The sequence below is a fragment of the Pseudomonas sp. UM16 genome (genome assembly GCF_050312595.1).
In the GTDB taxonomy this organism is placed as follows: Bacteria; Pseudomonadota; Gammaproteobacteria; order Pseudomonadales; family Pseudomonadaceae; genus Aquipseudomonas.
In genome coordinates, this window is the sequence record NZ_JBNPJT010000003.1 from 39,105 (window position 1) to 56,769 (window position 17,665).

At 60.2% G+C, this 17,665-nt stretch carries 11 protein-coding genes; 8 read left to right on the plus strand and 3 right to left on the minus strand.

Annotated elements, in window-relative coordinates:
• Nucleotides 1-123: 123 nt before the first annotated feature.
• From ACQRAX_RS03990 to ACQRAX_RS04010, 5 genes are read left to right on the plus strand one after another with little or no spacing between them, the layout of a single operon-like run.
• Entirely contained in the window at nucleotides 124-1,269 is a 1,146-nt protein-coding gene (locus ACQRAX_RS03990) for an AI-2E family transporter (RefSeq protein ID WP_412039339.1), read from the plus strand.
• A gap of 14 nt (nucleotides 1,270-1,283) precedes the next feature.
• Entirely contained in the window at nucleotides 1,284-2,792 is a 1,509-nt protein-coding gene (locus tag ACQRAX_RS03995) for an efflux transporter outer membrane subunit (RefSeq protein WP_412039338.1), read from the plus strand.
• A complete protein-coding gene (locus ACQRAX_RS04000) occupies nucleotides 2,789-3,907 on the plus strand; it encodes an HlyD family secretion protein (RefSeq protein ID WP_412039337.1) in 1,119 nt (372 codons plus the stop codon). The genes ACQRAX_RS03995 and ACQRAX_RS04000 overlap by 4 nt, the downstream gene beginning before the upstream one ends.
• The gene (locus tag ACQRAX_RS04005; RefSeq protein ID WP_412039336.1) at nucleotides 3,897-4,949 is read left to right on the plus strand and encodes a DUF2955 domain-containing protein; all 1,053 of its coding nucleotides are present in this window, start codon (nucleotides 3,897-3,899) and stop codon (nucleotides 4,947-4,949) included. Before ACQRAX_RS04000 ends, ACQRAX_RS04005 begins: the two co-directional genes overlap by 11 nt.
• Nucleotides 4,943-5,386, plus strand: a complete 444-nt coding sequence (locus tag ACQRAX_RS04010; protein ID WP_412039335.1) for a potassium channel family protein — start codon at nucleotides 4,943-4,945, stop codon at nucleotides 5,384-5,386. Before ACQRAX_RS04005 ends, ACQRAX_RS04010 begins: the two co-directional genes overlap by 7 nt.
• Before the next feature lie 95 nt (nucleotides 5,387-5,481).
• Here ACQRAX_RS04010 and ACQRAX_RS04015 read toward each other — a convergent pair whose 3' ends face one another.
• Nucleotides 5,482-6,885 (minus strand): ATP-binding protein, encoded by a 1,404-nt coding sequence (locus ACQRAX_RS04015; protein ID WP_412039334.1) that lies wholly within the window; start codon nucleotides 6,883-6,885, stop codon nucleotides 5,482-5,484.
• A gap of 1 nt (nucleotide 6,886) precedes the next feature.
• Here ACQRAX_RS04015 and ACQRAX_RS04020 point away from each other — a divergent pair, with 1 nt between their 5' ends.
• Nucleotides 6,887-15,529, plus strand: a complete 8,643-nt coding sequence (locus ACQRAX_RS04020) for a GH36-type glycosyl hydrolase domain-containing protein (protein ID WP_412039333.1) — start codon at nucleotides 6,887-6,889, stop codon at nucleotides 15,527-15,529.
• Here the strand turns inward: ACQRAX_RS04020 and ACQRAX_RS04025 are convergent.
• Nucleotides 15,526-15,741, minus strand: coding sequence for a hypothetical protein (locus ACQRAX_RS04025; protein WP_412039332.1), 216 nt, complete (start codon nucleotides 15,739-15,741; stop codon nucleotides 15,526-15,528). The two genes, ACQRAX_RS04020 and ACQRAX_RS04025, sit on opposite strands and share 4 nt — an antisense overlap.
• A 20-nt stretch (nucleotides 15,742-15,761) precedes the next feature.
• Nucleotides 15,762-15,941, minus strand: a complete 180-nt coding sequence (locus ACQRAX_RS04030; protein WP_412039331.1) for a hypothetical protein — start codon at nucleotides 15,939-15,941, stop codon at nucleotides 15,762-15,764.
• A gap of 180 nt (nucleotides 15,942-16,121) precedes the next feature.
• On the opposite strand from ACQRAX_RS04030, the gene ACQRAX_RS04035 reads away from it, so the two are divergent.
• Nucleotides 16,122-16,865 (plus strand): Crp/Fnr family transcriptional regulator, encoded by a 744-nt coding sequence (locus ACQRAX_RS04035; RefSeq protein WP_412039330.1) that lies wholly within the window; start codon nucleotides 16,122-16,124, stop codon nucleotides 16,863-16,865.
• A gap of 110 nt (nucleotides 16,866-16,975) precedes the next feature.
• The gene (locus tag ACQRAX_RS04040) at nucleotides 16,976-17,662 is read left to right on the plus strand and encodes a Crp/Fnr family transcriptional regulator (protein WP_412039329.1); all 687 of its coding nucleotides are present in this window, start codon (nucleotides 16,976-16,978) and stop codon (nucleotides 17,660-17,662) included.
• The last annotated feature ends 3 nt before the right edge of the window (nucleotides 17,663-17,665 follow it).

Genomic DNA, 17,665 nt, shown 5'->3' on the forward strand with positions numbered 1-17,665 from the left:
TAACGATCAAATTCGACCGATTTTTCACCACTTCGTTGCGTCAGCGTGGAACTCCTGGCAAATCAACGTCTATGCTGCCTAAGCGTATCCCGATCCTGGTGACGAACCGCGAGGAGCTAGACAATGTTGCGCACGAACATTTCTGCAAGGGCGCTGTCCGGTGGGTTGCTCGATGTGTTGATTCGCGCCGGGCTTATCACGGTGCTGGTGCTGTTCTGCTTCCAGATCTTTCATCCCTTCCTCAATCTGATGCTCTGGGCAGTGATCCTGGCCATTACCATCTACCCGCTGCACAACATGCTTAAAGGCAAGCTGGGTAACAAGGACGGTCGAACCGCGACCCTAATCATCGTTGTCGCCCTGGCCTTGCTGATGGTACCGATATACCTGCTGGGCACTTCGGTCAGTGATTCGATCGAAGGCGCTCTGGCCATACTCAAGTCCGACAGCCTGGAAATTCCGCTGCCGAACGAAAAAATCGCCACCCTGCCGCTCATTGGCAAACCGCTCTACAACTTCTGGATGCAGTCGGCGACCGACATGAGCAGCGTGCTGATGAAGTTGATGCCTTACATCAAGACGATCGGCTTGACCTTGCTGGGCAAGATGGCCGGTGTTGGCGTGGGCTTTCTGTTGTTCATCGGTGCCCTGATCATTGCCGGTGTGCTGATGGCCTACGGCGAAAACGGCGAACGCAGCGCCATCGCCATCACCACTCGCCTTTCCGGCCCCGAGCGCGGCCCGCGCATTACCGAACTGTGTACCGCGACCATCCGCGCGGTTGCCCAGGGCGTGGTGGGTATCGCCTTCATCCAGATGCTGCTGGTGGGGGTTGGTTTCGTACTCATGGGGGTGCCCGGCGCCGGGCTGCTGGCCATGGTCGCGTTGTTGATGGGGATCATGCAGTTGCCGGTGATTCTCGTGACTTTGCCGGTAGTCGCCTATGTATTTGCCACTGAAGGCGCCACGTTTGCCACTATCGTGTTCGGCATCTACAGCCTGATTGCCGGCATGGCCGACAACATCCTCAAGCCATTGATGCTGGGCCGTGGCGTCGATGTGCCGATGCCGGTGATCCTGATTGGCGCCTTGGGCGGTATGGTCAGCGGCGGTTTCATCGGCCTGTTCATCGGGCCGGTGGCACTGGCGGTCGCCTATCAACTGTTCTGGCAATGGGTCGAGGACCAACCGCATATCGATGTACTGGATGAACTCCCGCGCGATGAGCAACCGCGAATTGAGGAAACGAGCGAGCATCCACCAGTCTGAGGAGGGTGCGCTTGATGTCGTGCCCTGCTCGCATGAGCCGACTGCTGCTGTGTGGCGCCCTGGGCCTGAGCGGCTGTGTGCGCTTGGGCCCGGACTTCCAGTCACCGACCCAGCCCTGGGTCGAACACTGGAACACCCAAGCCTTGCAGCTTGCCAGCCAGCAACGTACGCAACCCGATAGCCGGCAGTGGTGGCACGTATTTACCGACCCGGTGCTCGACCATCTGATTGCCGAGGCCGATGCCCACAACGCCGACCTGGAAATCGCCGGCCTGCGGGTGATGGAAGCCCGCGCCCAATTGGGCATCGCGTTAAGTAATCGCTACCCGCAGTTCCAACAGCTCAGCGCCGACAGCTTGTACCTCAAACGTCGCCAATGGGGCGGCGACAATCCGCAGGACAGCCATCTGTGGCAACACAGCGCGGGTTTCGACATCGGCTGGGAACTGGATTTCTGGGGCCGATTCAGCCGCGCCATCGAGTCGGCCGATGCTGCCTGGTTCGCCGCCCAGAGCAATTATGAGAACGTTCTGGTGCTGCTTCGCGCGCAAGTGGCGCAAACCTACTACGCGCTGCGTACCGCCGAAGCGCGCCTGCTCATCGCCAAGAACAACGCCAGACTGCAAAAGCGCAGCTATGAGATCACCGAGCGCCTGTTCACCAGCGGTGATAATGCCGAGCTCGATCTGCAACAGGCCAAGACCCAGTACCTGGGAACCCTGAGCACCCTCCCCGACTTCGAAGCGCAGGTCGCAAGCACACGCAATGCGTTGTCCACCCTGATAGGTCGCCCGCCTGGTGCGATACCGGAACTCTTTACCAATACCGGTGTGGTGCCCCTCGTCGACCGTGCCGTGCTGCAGGCGGTACCGGTCGACCTGCTGTTGCGTCGCCCGGATGTGCGTACCGCAGAAGCGCAAGTCGCGGCTCAGTCGGCGCTGATCGGTGTCGCCGAGGCCGACCTGTACCCCTCGATCAGCCTGTTGGGCAGCATCGTCTGGTCCGCGAGTTCCCTCGACGGCACGTCCAACACCCTGGACTTGATCGGCGGGCCGAGCCTGCGCTGGGACGTGTTCGATCATGGCCGAATCACCAACAACGTGCGCATCCAGGATGCCCGCCTGCAGCAATTGATCATTGTCTACCAAGACAGCGTTCGCCAGGCGGCACGTGAGGCCGACGATGCCGCGACCGGTCTGGTCAAGGCCCTGGAGCGCGACCGTATCCTCAGCGAAGCGTCGATTGCCGCCGAGCGCTCGGTATCCCTGGCCAATACCCAGTACCGTGAAGGCTATTCGGATTTCCAGCGGGTACTGGATGCCCAAGCGGCCTTGTTTGCCCAGCAGGATAACTACCTGGTCAATCGCAACACGGCCGTCAACAGCCTGATCGCGCTGTACAAGGCCCTCGGCGGTGGTTGGTACAGTGACCGTCCGCTGCTCGATCCCGCCACCCGCCAACAGATGCAGCAACGCACCGACTGGGGCGACCTGCTCGATGAAGCGAAGGAAGGTGTCAATTGAGTGACCGCCAACAAGAGACGGAAGAAACCGCACCGTCGCCTGCGCCCGATCCGGCCAAAAAAGCGGTGAATTGGGTTGCCGTGCTGATCCTCCTGAGCCTGGTCTGGTACCTGCTGGCCGACCGCTACACCCCCTACACGCAACAGGCGCGGGTGCAGACCTTTGTCGTTCCGGTGGCGTCGGAGGTTGCTGGCATGGTCACCAAAGTCAATGTGCGCAACAACCAGGACGTCAAGGCTGGCGAAGTGCTGTTCGAAGTGAACCCGCAGCACTACCAGATCGCTGTTGACCGCGCGCGTGCCGACTTACAGACCACCCGCAAGCAGATTGGTGCCAACACCGCAGGCATAGACTCCAAGGTGGCATCCTTGAAAGCAGCCCAGGCCAACGAAGTCATGTCCCGTCAGGACCTGCAACGCCTGGAGCGCCTGTACAAGGAAGATCCCGGAACCATCTCCCTGCGCCGCCTGGAGGTTTCCCGATCCACCCTCGATGCAGCCGTCGCCCACGTTGCCGCCGCGCGGGCAGAAGTAGAACGCGCCCGCGAAACCCAAGGTGGCAGCGACGAGAAAAATGCCCAGTTGCTCGCCGCCATCGCCAATGTCGACAAGGCCGAACTGGACCTGGCCAACAGCATCGTACGTGCCCGCTCGGACGGCCTTGTCACCGACCTGCGCACCGATGTCGGCCAGTTCGCCGCAGCCGGTGCGCCCTTGATGACCTTGATCGCCATTCACGATGTGTGGGTCACGGCCGACATGACCGAGAACAACCTGGGCAAGGTCAGACCCGGGACCCCGGTCCGCATCGTGCTGGATACCCTGCCCGGTACGATATTCGAAGGCCATGTGCGCAGCATCGGCTATGGCGTCAGTACCGGCCAGAGCACGCCAGCCGGAACCTTGCCCACGGTGCAGAACAGCCGTGACTGGCTGCGCCCGGCCCAACGTTTTCCAGTGATCATTGAGCTTGTGCCCGGCCAGTTGGCCGACATCAGTGGCATCCGTGTCGGTGGCCAGGCCGAGGTCATGGCGTTCCCCAGCGAAGGTAACCCGCTGAACCTGCTCGGCCGCCTGTTCCTGCGGGTGATGAGCTGGATGTCGTATGTCTACTGAGCAACAAGTCCGTGCCAGGCGAGCCCTGCGCCTGGCCACTGGCACTGCGCTGTGCCTGGCTGCAAGCTTCGGCCTGGCCCTGCCGATCCCTTTCATTGCACCGATGCTGGCGCTGACGATGCTGGCGGCAATGAATCGACCGCTGCCGTTCAAGGCCAGCCTAGGCCTGGCCGTGGTGCTGATGCTGACCACCGGCAGCGGCTTGCTGCTGATACCGCTGTTGCACTACTACGCGGCAACCGGTGTGATGCTGGTCGGTCTGTGCCTGTTTATGGTCTTTCGCTATGGCATGAGTGGCGGCAACTCGCTGGTCGCCACCTTCATGGTGGTTGGCTTGACGATGATCAGCGCCGCCGGCGCTACCGAATTCGACCTGGCGCTGCAGGTGATCGTATCGCTGGTCAAGGGCTTACTCCTGGCCGTCACTGCGGTGTCGATCAGCCACTGGCTGTTCCCGGACCCGATCGGCACCCAGCCGCCCCCCCCCACACCTGCGCTATCGGCTGATGAAATCAGCTGGCTGGCATTGCGCGCAGCGCTGGTGGTGATGCCCGCCTTCTTGTTAGCGCTGATCGATCCGGCCAGCTACATGCCGATCATCATGAAGGCGGTCAACCTTGGCCAACAGAGCACCGCCACTAATGCGCGCACTGCAGGCCGGGAGCTGCTCGGCTCAACCCTGCTCGGCGGCCTGATGGCGATTGTCTTCTGGTTCGCCCTGGGCCTGTTCGTCAACCTGTGGATGTTCTTCCTGTGGATGCTGCTGTTTGGCCTGGTGCTGGCCCGAAAGCTCTACGGGCTGAGCCCAGGCAACTACAAGCCGGGCTTTTGGCTCAACAGCCTGACGACCATGATCATTTTGCTTGGCCAGTCGGTGCAGGACAGCGCCGCCGGCAAGGATGTCTACACCGCCTTCGCCATCCGCATGGGCCTGTTCATTCTGGTCACCCTGTATGCCTGTGCGATGGTGTATCTGCTCGATAAGCGCCGGCAACGTCGAAACATGTCCAACCCAACCGCTGAAGAGGGTCACCCATGCTGATCAACTTTCTGGTAGGCCTACCGGTGATCGTGCTCTGCGTAGTGTTGCAGGCGTGGTTTTTAGCCCTGTGTGCGCGTCGCTATGTGTCGCTGCGACGCAAAATGAACGCAAACCCTGCCTGGAGCGATGACGTGCGCTTGCTGTCGATGGTCATGGTGGTGATGCTCATCGGCAACTATGTGCAAATGGCCCTGTGGGCAGTGCTGTTCCTGCTGCTGGGCGAGTTCGAGGATTTCATCACCGCGCTGTACTTTTCCGGCGTGACCTTCGCCACCCTGGGCTATGGCGATGTGGTCCTGAGCCAGCAATGGCGCCTGCTCAGTCCCCTGGAGGCGGCCAATGGCATTCTCATGTTCGGCGTTTCCACCGCGATCATGACCGCTGCGGTAATGGACATCATTAAACAGCACACGCCTGGTGAGCATGAAGAACGATAAGGACAATCATCTGCCGCCCTCTCTCTCAATGGGCCATGTACGCCGTTTTCATGGCGAGTCTCGGCAGACAGGGTTAGCCAGCGTAACGGCACAAACTAGCCCCAACGCCGCGGGAAGGTTGCAATGAATTTGGTCCCCGACTCTGCGGTAGAACTAACCGTAATCTCACCATGATGGGCTCTTACGATTTCACGGACGATAAACAGCCCCAGCCCGACACTACGCAACTCTGCATTGTCGTGACTCCCACGGATCATCGGGTCGAACAGATTGTTTAACAGTGCCGCAGGAATCGGTGTCCCGAAGTTATGCACGGAAATGCTCACTGTGTGGTCTTTAATATAGGTAGACACGGTCACAGTTGAGCACTCTGCACCATAGGCGATAGCGTTGGCCGCAAGATTGCCCACTAATTGATACAACCGATCGCTGTCTGCGCAGAATTCCCCCAGGCCGCTACGTAGATGGACCAGATCGCTCTTGGGAAATGAAAGCCGAATTTCTTCAAGGCAGTCAGCAACCACCTCATGGAAGCTAACCGGCGTGCGCGCCACCGTAATCCCGCGCCCTACCTGAACCAGCGTAAAGTCCAACAGGTCAGCTACCAATCGCTGAGCACGCTCGACTGAATGGCTGATATGGCCCAACATCTGGATAGTCCTAGTGTCCGGATCACGACGCGACAGAATTTCCGCCGCCATTCTTATTGCCGAAAGCGGATTGCGTAAATCGTGGCTGACAATTCGAATCATCTGCTCAGCAAACAGCGCGCGATCTTCCGCGGCAGCATAGATAGTGCGTAGCTTGCCTTGCGCGATCTCCCGGGAACGCTGGGCCTTCAGGTTCTTGGCTAAGTGCCCCTGCGCAAGCAAGCGAGCATTGACCAGCCCCCGCTCATATTTGTGCCGATCCTCTGTCTTGAAAAGGGCTAATTCATGAAAAACACCATTGGAGTGCGCACAGCTTATAGCACTCAACATGATCGGCATCTTGTGGCCATCATGGTGCATAAGGTCGAATTTGACATTGGCTACGCCTCCCTGAAGTTGCATGAGTGGCTGCCAGTACGCCTGATGAAAAGTCCTGGCTTCCGGGCTCATCAGCTCTTGGATGCGCATGCCAAGCAGTGTTTGCTGCGAGTAGCCCATCCAGCGGCAGAACGTCAGGTTCGCACTTACGATGAACCCGTCTTCCGCCGTCAGAAGCAACCCTTGATCGGCGTCGCCATAGGGTAGCTCTGCTGCAGGATCAGGGTCATTGTGATTTGACATCACTGTGCCGCCCAAGAAGAGCTTCATGCTTCCTCTATCTGGAAAGCAACGAAGGACCTCAATGACTGTTTCATGACGTACTCCGGCACCGGCGTCTGCCTGCTGACTGTAAATGACAGGTTCTAGAGTGAGGCCAAAGGTGTAAAGGGTCTGTTCGCTACCGAACAGACCCTCGCGCGAGGTATCGGCAAACTGACTTTTCCGCCCGACCTCGTTCAGCAAGGACACTATGGATAACCCTTGGCCACGCGCACTTGCATCGCTTCAACGGCTGTCGTCCATCCTGCGTCGCTGGCCCCCTAGACCCCGCAGGTTTGAGTACGAAAGCCTACTGCGTTCAGAGTTGTTCAGCGCCGAACAGATGGCCGAGCATGGCACCTTCCTGGCCAGCCAGCACCAGCTCAGTCCGTTATCTGCCGCCGATACCCTGCTCGCCCGCTTGGCGGACAACGAATCCACCCTCGCCATCACGTGTGCTGCGTTCGCCAGTGCCCTGCCCACCTCAGGAAGGGTGACGCCAGCGGCAGAATGGTTGCTGGACAACTACTACCTGATCGAAGCGCACATTCGTATTGCCAAGACGCATTTGCCGGCCGGCTACAGCCGCGAGCTGCCCCGCTTGGCCAACGGCCCGTCCAGCACCTTGCCGCGCGTTTATGACATCGCTCTGGAGACTATCGCCCATGGTGATGGCCGCGTTGACGGCGAGAGCCTGAGCCGCTTCGTCGAGTCCTATCAAACGGTGACCCCACTGACCCTGGGTGAGTTGTGGGCGATTCCGATCATGTTGCGCCTGGCACTGATCGAGAACCTGCGGCGTGTTGCCGCGCGGGTCATGGCCAACTGGGGCGACCGCAACCTGGCAAACGACTGGGCCGATCGTCTGAGCGAAATCGCTGAGCGCGACGTCAAGAATGTGGTCTTGGTGGTCGCTGACATGGCCCGCTCCAAGCCCCCGATGACAGCTGGCTTCGTCGCCGAGCTGGCCAGACGCCTTCAGGGCCAGAGTGCGATACTCAGCCAGCCACTGGCGTGGATCGAGCAAATGCTCGCCGAGTCCGGGCTCAGTATCGAACGTCAGGTGCAGCTCGATGCGCAGCTGCAGGCGGCAGACCAGGTATCGATCAGCAACAGCATCGGTAGTTTGCGCATGCTGTCGACCAGCGACTGGCGGGAGTTCGTCGAGCGCATGAGCCATGTCGAACGGCTCCTGAGCCAGGACCCGGCAGCGGTCTATCCAGCCATGGACTTTGCCAGCCGCGATCATTATCGCCATGTCGTCGAACGCCTTGCACGCCACTGCACGTACAGCGAAGCGGACATCGCCCAAATCGCTATCGAGTTGGCCAGCTCCCCCTCCGCTGCCCTAGAGGAGCCAGCAGACCATGTAGGCTTTTACCTGATCGGGCCGGGGCTGGCGCTGCTCGAACAACGCCTGACAGCTACAGTGCCGCTTGGCGAACGCTGGCAACGGCTATTGCGCAAAGCCCCCCTGACTTTTTACCTGAGCCCTGTGCTGCTGCTGTCGTTGATCTTTGCCGGGGTCTTCCTCCAGGCGATATACGATGACGGCTGGTCCACGCCAGTCCTGGCAGGGCTCACCGTCCCCATACTGCTGATGACCAGCCGCCTGGCAATCGGTCTGGTCAACTGGCTGGTGACGCTGACCGTCGTGCCCTGTTTTCTGCCGCGCCTGGACTATCGGCAAGGGATTCCTGCCCAAGCCCGCAGCCTGGTTGCGATCCCTTGCCTGATGGCCAGCGCCAGCGATGTCGAGGAACTGGTCGAAGGGCTGGAGGTACGCTTTCTGGCCAACCGCGACGAGCACCTGCACTTCGCGCTCCTCAGTGACTTCATTGACGCTGCTCAGGAGTCGCTGCCCGAGGATGACGCTTTACTGCAGCTGGCTGCCGAGCAGGTCGTTGCCTTGAACCATAAATACCCGGCCGCCGGGGCCGAACGGTTTTTCCTCTTGCATCGCCCAAGACGCTGGAACGCAGTCGAGCAGGTGTGGATGGGCTACGAGCGCAAACGCGGCAAGCTCGCCGAGCTCAATGCCTTGCTACGAAGCCGGGGCCAGGATCGCTTTCTGCTGATCGTCGGGGATGTCAGCAAGCTGCACGACGTTCAATACGTTATCACCTTGGACACCGATACCCAGCTGCCTCGTGATGCGGCGCGGCAGTTCATCGGCGCCTTGCAACATCCATTGAACCGCCCTCGTCTGAATGTGCAAACGGGGCGTATTAGTGCTGGTTATGCCATTTTGCAGCCGCGGGTGGGCATCAGCCTGCCCAGCGCCTCGCGCTCGGCCTACGCCCGGCTATTTGGCAGCGATGCCGGGGTCGATCCCTACACTCGGGCGGTTTCTGACGTTTATCAGGACCTGTTTCTGCAGGGTTCATTCATTGGCAAGGGCATCTACAGCGTGGACGCGTTTGAGCAGGCGCTGGACGGTTGCTTTGCCGATAACCGCATTCTCAGTCATGACCTGATCGAGGGCTGCTATGCCCGCTCCGGGCTGCTCAGCGATGTCGAACTGTTCGAGGAGTATCCGGCGCACTACAGCGCGGACGTCAAACGTCGCCACCGCTGGATACGCGGCGACTGGCAGTTGCTACCCTGGTTGCTGCCGTGGACGGCACCTGCGGCTGACGGGCTGGCATATCAGCGTCTAAGCGCCCTCTCGCGCTGGAAAATTTTTGACAACCTGCGTCGTAGTCTTGAGCCTGCGGCCTTTCTATCGGTGCTGCTGTGGGGATGGCTGGCGTCATCGGCACCGTTGCTGTGGATGCTCGCGGTGCTGGTGCTGTTACTGTTCCAGCCGCTCCTGAGCTCGCTGCTGGAGCTACGTGCAAGAACGCTTGAGGTGCCCCTGCATCAGCATATTGCGGCGGCACTGCGCAGTTCGGGCCTGCACTTCCTTCGCGCCAGTCTTTCCCTGGCGTGGTTACCCTTTGAAGCCTATTACAGCCTGGATGCGGTCGTGCGCACCCTCTGGCGTATGTTTGTCAGCAAGCGGCGGTTGCTGCAGTGGAGTCCCTCGCGCCACGTCGAGCGCACCAGTGTCAACGACCTGAATGGCTTGTACCGAAACCTATGGGTCGCGCCGGCGCTTGCGCTGCTGCTAGTCGGCCTGTTGTCGTTCAAACCGCTGGTGTTGGTCCTCGCCTCGCCGGTTCTGCTGCTCTGGCTGGCCAGCCCGGCACTCGCCTGGTGGCTCAGTCGCACCAGTGCTGGTGTCGCCTTCAATCCTTCGACTGCGGAGCTGGCCTTCCTGCATCGCCTGGCGCGCCGCAACTGGGCCTTTTTCGATCAGTATCTGGGCCCCGACGATAACTGGCTGCCACCCGATAACATCCAGGAGGCGCCCTATACCAGTGTCGCCCACCGTACCTCGCCGACCAACATGGGCATGGCGTTGCTCTCACACCTGGCCGCACAGGATTTCGGCTACCTCAGTGCCGAGCGGTTGCTTGAGCGCTTAACACTGATGCTCGACAGCATGAGCCGGCTGGAGCGCTACCAAGGCCACTTTTACAACTGGTACGACACCCAGGCCCTGAAGCCACTGTCGCCCTTGTACGTGTCAACCGTGGACAGTGGGAATCTGGTGGGGCTGCTGCTGACTTTGAAGCCTGGCTTATTGGCGCTGGCCGACGCCCCCTTGCTCGATAGTCGACTGACTCGCGGGCTTGTGGATACGCTGGATGTGTGGCTGCACGCCTTGGAGGACGAAGGCGCAAGCGCTGGCGAGGTGCAGTCCCTGTACCACGACACCTTGCAACTGCAGCAACTGCCGGCCAACTCGCCGGCTCACACATCGCAGTTGCTTGAACTGTTGCAGCGTGTCGTTTCCCTGTCGAGCCCTGTGTCTATTGCCCCCGCCGCGAACAGCGAAGCAGACTTCTGGCGCCAGGCCCTACAGGCGCAGTGTCTGGATCTGAAGGCCGAAGTTCTGCGCTTTCAGCTGCCACTTGGCAATGATCGACCTGCGCAAACGCCAAAGAGCTGGCGGCAATTGGCGCAACTGGAGCTGTGCGAGTGGCTCCCGGGCGACCAGTCTGCTGTCGCCGCTGTCAAAGCGCTAGCCCTGGAGCGTATGGCTACCTGTTCGCGCCTGGCCAGCCAGATTGCAGTGATTGCGCAAATGGATTTCAGATTCCTGTATGACCCCCAGCGCGATCTTTTCGTGGTTGGCTACAACGCTGACGAGCATCGCCTCGATGCCGCCTTCTATGACTTGCTCGCTTCGGAGATGCGCCTGACCAACTTTGTGCTGATCGCCCAGGGCCAAGTGCCCCAGGACAGCTGGTTTGCCCTAGGCCGCCTGCTCACTAGCAATGCTGGGGTGCCGGTGCTGCTGTCCTGGTCGGGCTCGATGTTTGAGTACCTGATGCCCATGCTGGTGATGCCCAGCTATGAGGGCACCCTACTCGATCAGACCTGCCAGGCTGCCGTCACCCGGCAGATCGATTACGGCAATCAGTTAGGCATTGCGTGGGGCGTGTCCGAGTCGGCCTATAATGCCCTCGATGCCCATTTCAATTATCAGTACCGTGGCTTTGGGGTGCCGGGCCTGGGCCTTAAACGGGGCCTGGGCGAAGACCGGGTAGTGGCTCCTTACGCCAGCGCTTTGGCCTTGATGGTGGCACCGACTGCCGCCTGCCATAACCTGCAGCGCTTGGCTGCTCAAGGCTTGAGCGGACGCTTCGGGCTTTACGAGGCGGTGGACTACAGCGAAGCACGGCTGCCACCTGGGCAAAGCGCGGTGATCGTGCGCTCGTTCATGGCGCATCATCAGGGCATGAGCTTCCTCGCCCTGACCTCGCTGCTGTTGGACAGGCCAATGCAGCGCCGCTTCGAATCCGATCCGCAGTTTCAGGCCAGTGCTCTGTTGCTGCAGGAGCGAGTGCCAAAAACCGCTGCACAATACCTGCATGCATCCCAGGCACCACCAACAGATGAGGCAGTGAAAGCCAACGAGACCCGTTTGCGGGTCTTCAGCGAGCCGGATCGACGGCGCCCGGCAGTGCAATTACTGTCCAATGGCCGCTACCATGTAATGGTCAACAACGCAGGCGGTGGTTACAGCCGTTGCAATGATCTGGCCGTGACGCGTTGGCGTGAGGATATCGCCAGTGACAATCTTGGAATATTCTGTTACTTGCGCGATGTGGCCAGCGGTGTCTACTGGTCTACCGCCCATCAGCCGACCCTGCACAAGCCTAAGAACCAGGAAGCAATCTTTAGTGATGCCCGGGCAGAGTTTAAGGTGCGTGAGCTCGACTTCGATTGCCACACCGAGATCGTTGTATCTCCCGAAGACGACATCGAGCTGCGCCGCCTGCATCTGACAAATCATGGAGGCAATCGCCGCACCCTGGAGTTGACCAGTTACGCCGAGGTGGTACTGGCGCCAGCCATCAGCGACGCACTGCACCCGGCCTTCAGCAAGCTTTTTGTACAGACCGAACTGCTACCGGCGCTGCAAGCGATCGTTTGTAGCCGCCGCCCGCGTTCGCAACAGGAACCCGCGCCGTGGATGTGTCATCTGCTGGCAGCCCATGGCATCGACATTGATGCCATTTCCTATGAAACCGATCGCGCCCAGTTCATCGGCCGAGGCCGTACCCTGGTCGCCCCGGCGGCCCTGGCACCAGAGCTTGTACAGCTCAGTGGCAGCGCCGGTGCGGTTCTCGACCCGATCGTCTCGATCCGTTGTCGTATCAGCCTGGAGCCCGGACAAACGGCGACCATCGATCTGGTCACCGGCATAGCTGGCAGCCGTGAAGCCTGCCTGCAACAGATTGCCAAATACCGCGACCGTCATCTGGCCGACCGGGTCTTCGACCTGGCCTGGACCCACAGCCAGGTGCTGCTGCGTCAGCTCAACGGAGCTCTGACCGATGCGCGATTGTTCGAGCAGATGGCCGCCTCGCTGATATACGCCAACGCCACCCTGCGGGCCAACAGGACACTGCTGGCCAGCAACCGGCGCAATCAGTCCGGCCTGTGGGGCCAGGCGATTTCCGGCGATCTGCCGATTGCGCTGGTAAAAATCAGCGATCCCGGCAACATCCAGTTGGTCAAACAAATGGTCAATGCCCATGCTTACTGGCGGCAAAAAGGTCTGGTGGTCGATCTGGTGATCTGGAACGAAGACCAGGCCGGCTACCGCCAGCAGCTGCAGGAGCTGATCATGGGCGTGGTGACTTCTGGCAGCGAAGCCGCCCTGCTCGATCGGCCCGGAGGCCTGTTCGTACGCCCTGCACAGCAATTGTCCAGCGAGGACCGCACTTTGATGCTCGCGGCTGCACGGCTGGTGCTAAGCGACAGCCACGGCAGTCTTGCCGAACAATTGCACCGCCACCGCGCCGAACCCTTACTGGCGGCGTTCGAACCCGCTCCCTCCTACAGTGCGCCGCCCAATACCACGCCCAAACAGGTGCGCCAGCCGGCCCTGAAACTCGCCAACCCCTATGGCGGTTTCAGTGCCGATGGCAGTGAGTACATCATCTCCCATATCCCTGGTCAGCCAACGCCAGCGCCGTGGGTCAATGTGCTGGCCAATCCCCAGTTTGGCAGCATCGTGTCGGAGGCTGGCAGCGCCTACACGTGGAGTGAGAATGCGCATGAGTTCCGACTCACGCCCTGGCACAACGACCCGGTAAGCGATCCCAGTGGCGAAGCCTTGTACCTGCGCGACGAGGACAGCGGTCAATACTGGTCACCCACTGCGCAACCCTGCCCGGGCCCAGGCATTTATCGCACCCGTCACGGCTTTGGCTATAGCGTCTTCGAATATGTCCATGACGGTTTGAGCTGCGAGCTGTGGGTTTTTGTCGCGTTGGACGCACCGGTCAAATTCTCCCGGCTCAAGGTGACTAACACCTGCGGACGATTACGGCGGCTGTCAGCAACCTGCTTTGTGGAATGGGTACTGGGCGACCTGCGTAGCAAGTCGGCCATGCACGTGGTCAGTGAAGCGGATCCCTTCAGCGGTGCACTGTTCGCACGTAATGCCTATTCCATCGAGTTTTCCGAGCGAGTGGCGTTTCTTGACAGTGAGTTGCCCTACCGCAGTATCACCTGCGATCGCAGTGAGTTCCTAGGACGCAACGGCACGTTGCAGGCACCCGCTGCCTTGAGCCGGGCGCGGCTGTCTGGCCGTACCGGTGGAGGGCTGGACCCCTGTGCGGCACTGCAAGTCAACCTGACACTGGACGATGGTGAAAGCCGCGAAGTGGTGTTCCGTTTAGGCGCCGAACAAGACGCCACCGCCGCCACCCGCCGGGTACAGCAATATCGCGGGCTAAGAGCGGCAGCCGTGGAACTGGAACGAGTGCGAGCACATTGGCGCCATACCCTGGACAGCGTGCGCATCGAAACCCCGGAGCCAGCGCTGGACGTCCTCACCAACGGCTGGTTGATGTACCAAGTGATTGCTTGCCGCTTTCAGGCGCGCAGTGGCTTCTATCAATCAGGTGGCGCCATCGGCTTTCGGGACCAGTTGCAAGACAGCATGGCCATGCTCTACGCCGATCCGGCGGGTGCGCGCCAGCACTTGCTGGAGTGCGCCGCCCATCAATATGCCGCAGGCGACGTGCAGCACTGGTGGCATCCACCGCTGCAGCGCGGGGTGCGCACCCGCTGTTCCGATGACCTGCTGTGGTTGCCGCTGGCTACCTGCCGTTACCTGCAGATTACCGGCGACAGCAGCGTACTGGATGAACGGGTCGGCTATCTCGAAGGCCGCCTGCTCAATGCTGGCGAGGAGTCTTACTACGACTTGCCCGGCCGCTCGTCGTTGGTTGAGAGCCTCTATCAGCATTGTCAGCGCGCCCTGGACCAAGGGCTCAAATGCGGGCGCCATGGCTTACCGCTGATTGGTAGTGGCGACTGGAACGACGGCATGAATCGGGTGGGTGAACAGGGACAGGGCGAATCGGTCTGGCTGGGCTTCTTCGGCATAGAGGTGCTACAGCAATTCGCAGGTACCGCCGAGCGCCACGGTGATAGTGAATCCGCATTGCACTACACCCGGCAGGCGGTCACCCTGGCCGCCAACCTTGAGGCGCATGCCTGGGATGGAGGCTGGTACCGCCGAGCCTGGTTCGATGATGGTCAGTTGCTGGGCTCGGCGAGCAACCAGGAGTGCCGGATCGACTCCATCGTCCAGAGCTGGGCAGTACTGTCCCAAGCCGCCCCATTGCAACGCAGCCGCATGGCCATGAGCGCCGTGGACCGTTACCTGGTACGTCGCGATATTGGCATTGTGCAACTGCTGGACCCACCCTTCGACAATGGCACGCTCGACCCTGGCTATATCAAGGGGTATGTGCCAGGTGTGCGCGAAAACGGCGGGCAATACAGCCACGCTGCGGTGTGGGCCAGCATGGCTTTCGCCCGTCTGGGCGACAGGGCCAAGGCCTGGGAGCTAATGCGCTTGATCAATCCGGTGCGCCAGGGCGCCGAAGGGTTGATCGACACCTATAAGGTCGAGCCCTACGTGATGGCCGCCGATGTCTATGCCGTGCCACCCCATGCCGGGCGAGGAGGCTGGAGCTGGTACACGGGTTCGGCAGGCTGGATGTACCGACTGATCGTGGAGGACCTGCTGGGACTACAGCGTACGGGCGATACCTTGCGCCTCCAGCCGCTGTTGCCGGCTGACTGGCCTGGTTACACCCTCCACTACCGCTTCGGCGGTACGTACTATCACATCGAGGTGATCAACGGCGAAGGCGACGAACTTAGGTTGAGCCTTGATGGGCTAATGCTCACCGAGCCATGCCTGCAGTTGCACGATGATGGCCAGCAACATCGCGTGATTGCCCAGTATCAGGGGTGCGCGTTACCGGTGCCTTAGGTCTGTAGTTCTCTGCTGTTGAAATCCTCCAGCACCTGGGAGGCGTGGATAAGATTTCTTCCGGATGCAAAGAAGTCCGCATAACGGTCACGGTGCCATATTGATGCACTACGGTGGATCAGCGTGCGAGTGTTGGCTGGACGGCTGTCGCGCTGGATCACCCGAATCACGTTGCCAGTGTCCCGAGCGATGACGAAATAGAACGGGTTCATTGGCGTATCCCAATCGTGGCTCATGGCCGTGGCCGCTCGCGGCGAGGGGGTTCGTTGCCGCTCTGGGTGGAGTGCAGCGACTCATTGGCAGATTGTCCGCGATTGAATACATACTCGCCGGGAATGGGCAGGGATTGGGGGTGGCGGGCAAGCGGTTTGCCTGGCCCCTGGACCAGGTTCGGATCATTGTGTCTGTTCATGCTGATCTCCGGAGTTCACCGCAACAAAGCTTACGTATCCTCTGGATCATCGTCGATCGGTGCCTGCGAGTCGGTGCGCCAGACCGCTTAGCGCAAGCGATCCGTCCGGCGCGATAACGTCACTATCGACATTGGAGTAGTCTTGGCTGTCAGCCAACTGAATCTCGCATGGTGGTGAATATGCCTGCTGCACCCGAGCCGCGCCACAACCACCTGCTGGCAGCGCTCTCTCTGCCAGCGCTGGAGCGTCTGCGACCGCACTTAGAGTTAGCTCCCCTGCCCTTGGGCAAAGTGCTCTACGAATCCGGCGATGCCTTGCGCCACGTCTACTTTCCCACCGACTCCATCGTCTCTTTGCTGTATGTCATGGAAAACGGTGCTTCAGCGGAAATTTCCGTGGTAGGTAATGAGGGCCTGATCGGCATCGCGGTGTTTATGGGCGGTGAAAGCACGCCAAGTCGTGCAATTGTTCAAAGTGCCGGATATGCCTACCGCTTGCCGGGGCAACGTCTCAAAGACGAATTCAATCGCCATGGCGAGCTGCTGCTGTTGATGTTGCGCTACACCCAGGCGCTGATCACCCAAATGGCGCAGACCGCCGTCTGCAACCGCCATCATTCCATCGATCAGCAACTGTGCCGTTGGTTGCTGTTGTCATTGGACCGTCTGCAAGGTGATCAACTTTGCATGACCCAGGAACTGATCGCCAACATGCTGGGGGTTCGCCGCGAAGGGGTAACCGACGCTGCTGGTAAGCTGCAGCGCCTGGGTGTCATCGAATACAGTCGCGGACATATCAAGGTGCTGGACAGAACCCGCCTAGAGCAGCTCAGTTGCGAATGCTATGCCGTTGTGAAGAAGGAAACTGAGCGTCTGCTGCCCTATTTACCCCCACGACCATCCTCTAGCGGCCTGGCCAGCTAGGTGCTCTAGCGAACAGACTCATGCCCATACAGCCCTCACACTATTGGTAAAGGGCGGCAAGGTAGCTGTTATCACCCTGCCCAATATTCTCGGTGCCACAGGAATTGCATGTGTCAGTCAACCTGCCTAACACGATAGAAAACCAATTACTTCTTCGCCTGTCGCCAACGGGTCGCGACAGGATCGGCGCTCAAAGCGACTGCATTGAACTATTGTCCGGTAGTGTGCTGTATGAGCCTGGGCACATGATTGAACACGCCTACTTCCCTCTCAGTACTGTCATCTGCCTGATGGCGACCCTACCCGACCACCATCCTCTGGAGATGAGCCTTGTTGGCAACGAAGGTATGGTGGGTGCCAGCCTGGTCTTGGGTGTGCCGACCGCTGCGATGCAGGCTTCGGTCCATAATCCCGGCAGTTGCCTACGCCTGAGCTGTGTGCAGTTGCAAGCCGCGATGATCGAAATTCCCGAGCTTCGCACCACCCTCAATCACTATCTGCATCGGCAGGTCATGCAGTTGGCCCAGTCCGCGGCGTGCATTCATTTTCACGACATTGAACAGCGCTTGGCGCGCTGGTTGTTGATGACCCACGACCGAGTCCATTGCGATCACTTCCACTTCACCCATGAATGTTTGGCAAACATGTTGGGGGTACGTCGCAGCGGGGTGACACTAGCTGCCGGGTTGCTACAGCATCAGGGGCTAATTCAATACACAAGAGGTGAGATTACGATCGTCGACCGCCAGGGGCTGGAGGCAGTTTCGTGCCTGTGCTACAGCGCTTCATCAATGTGAACT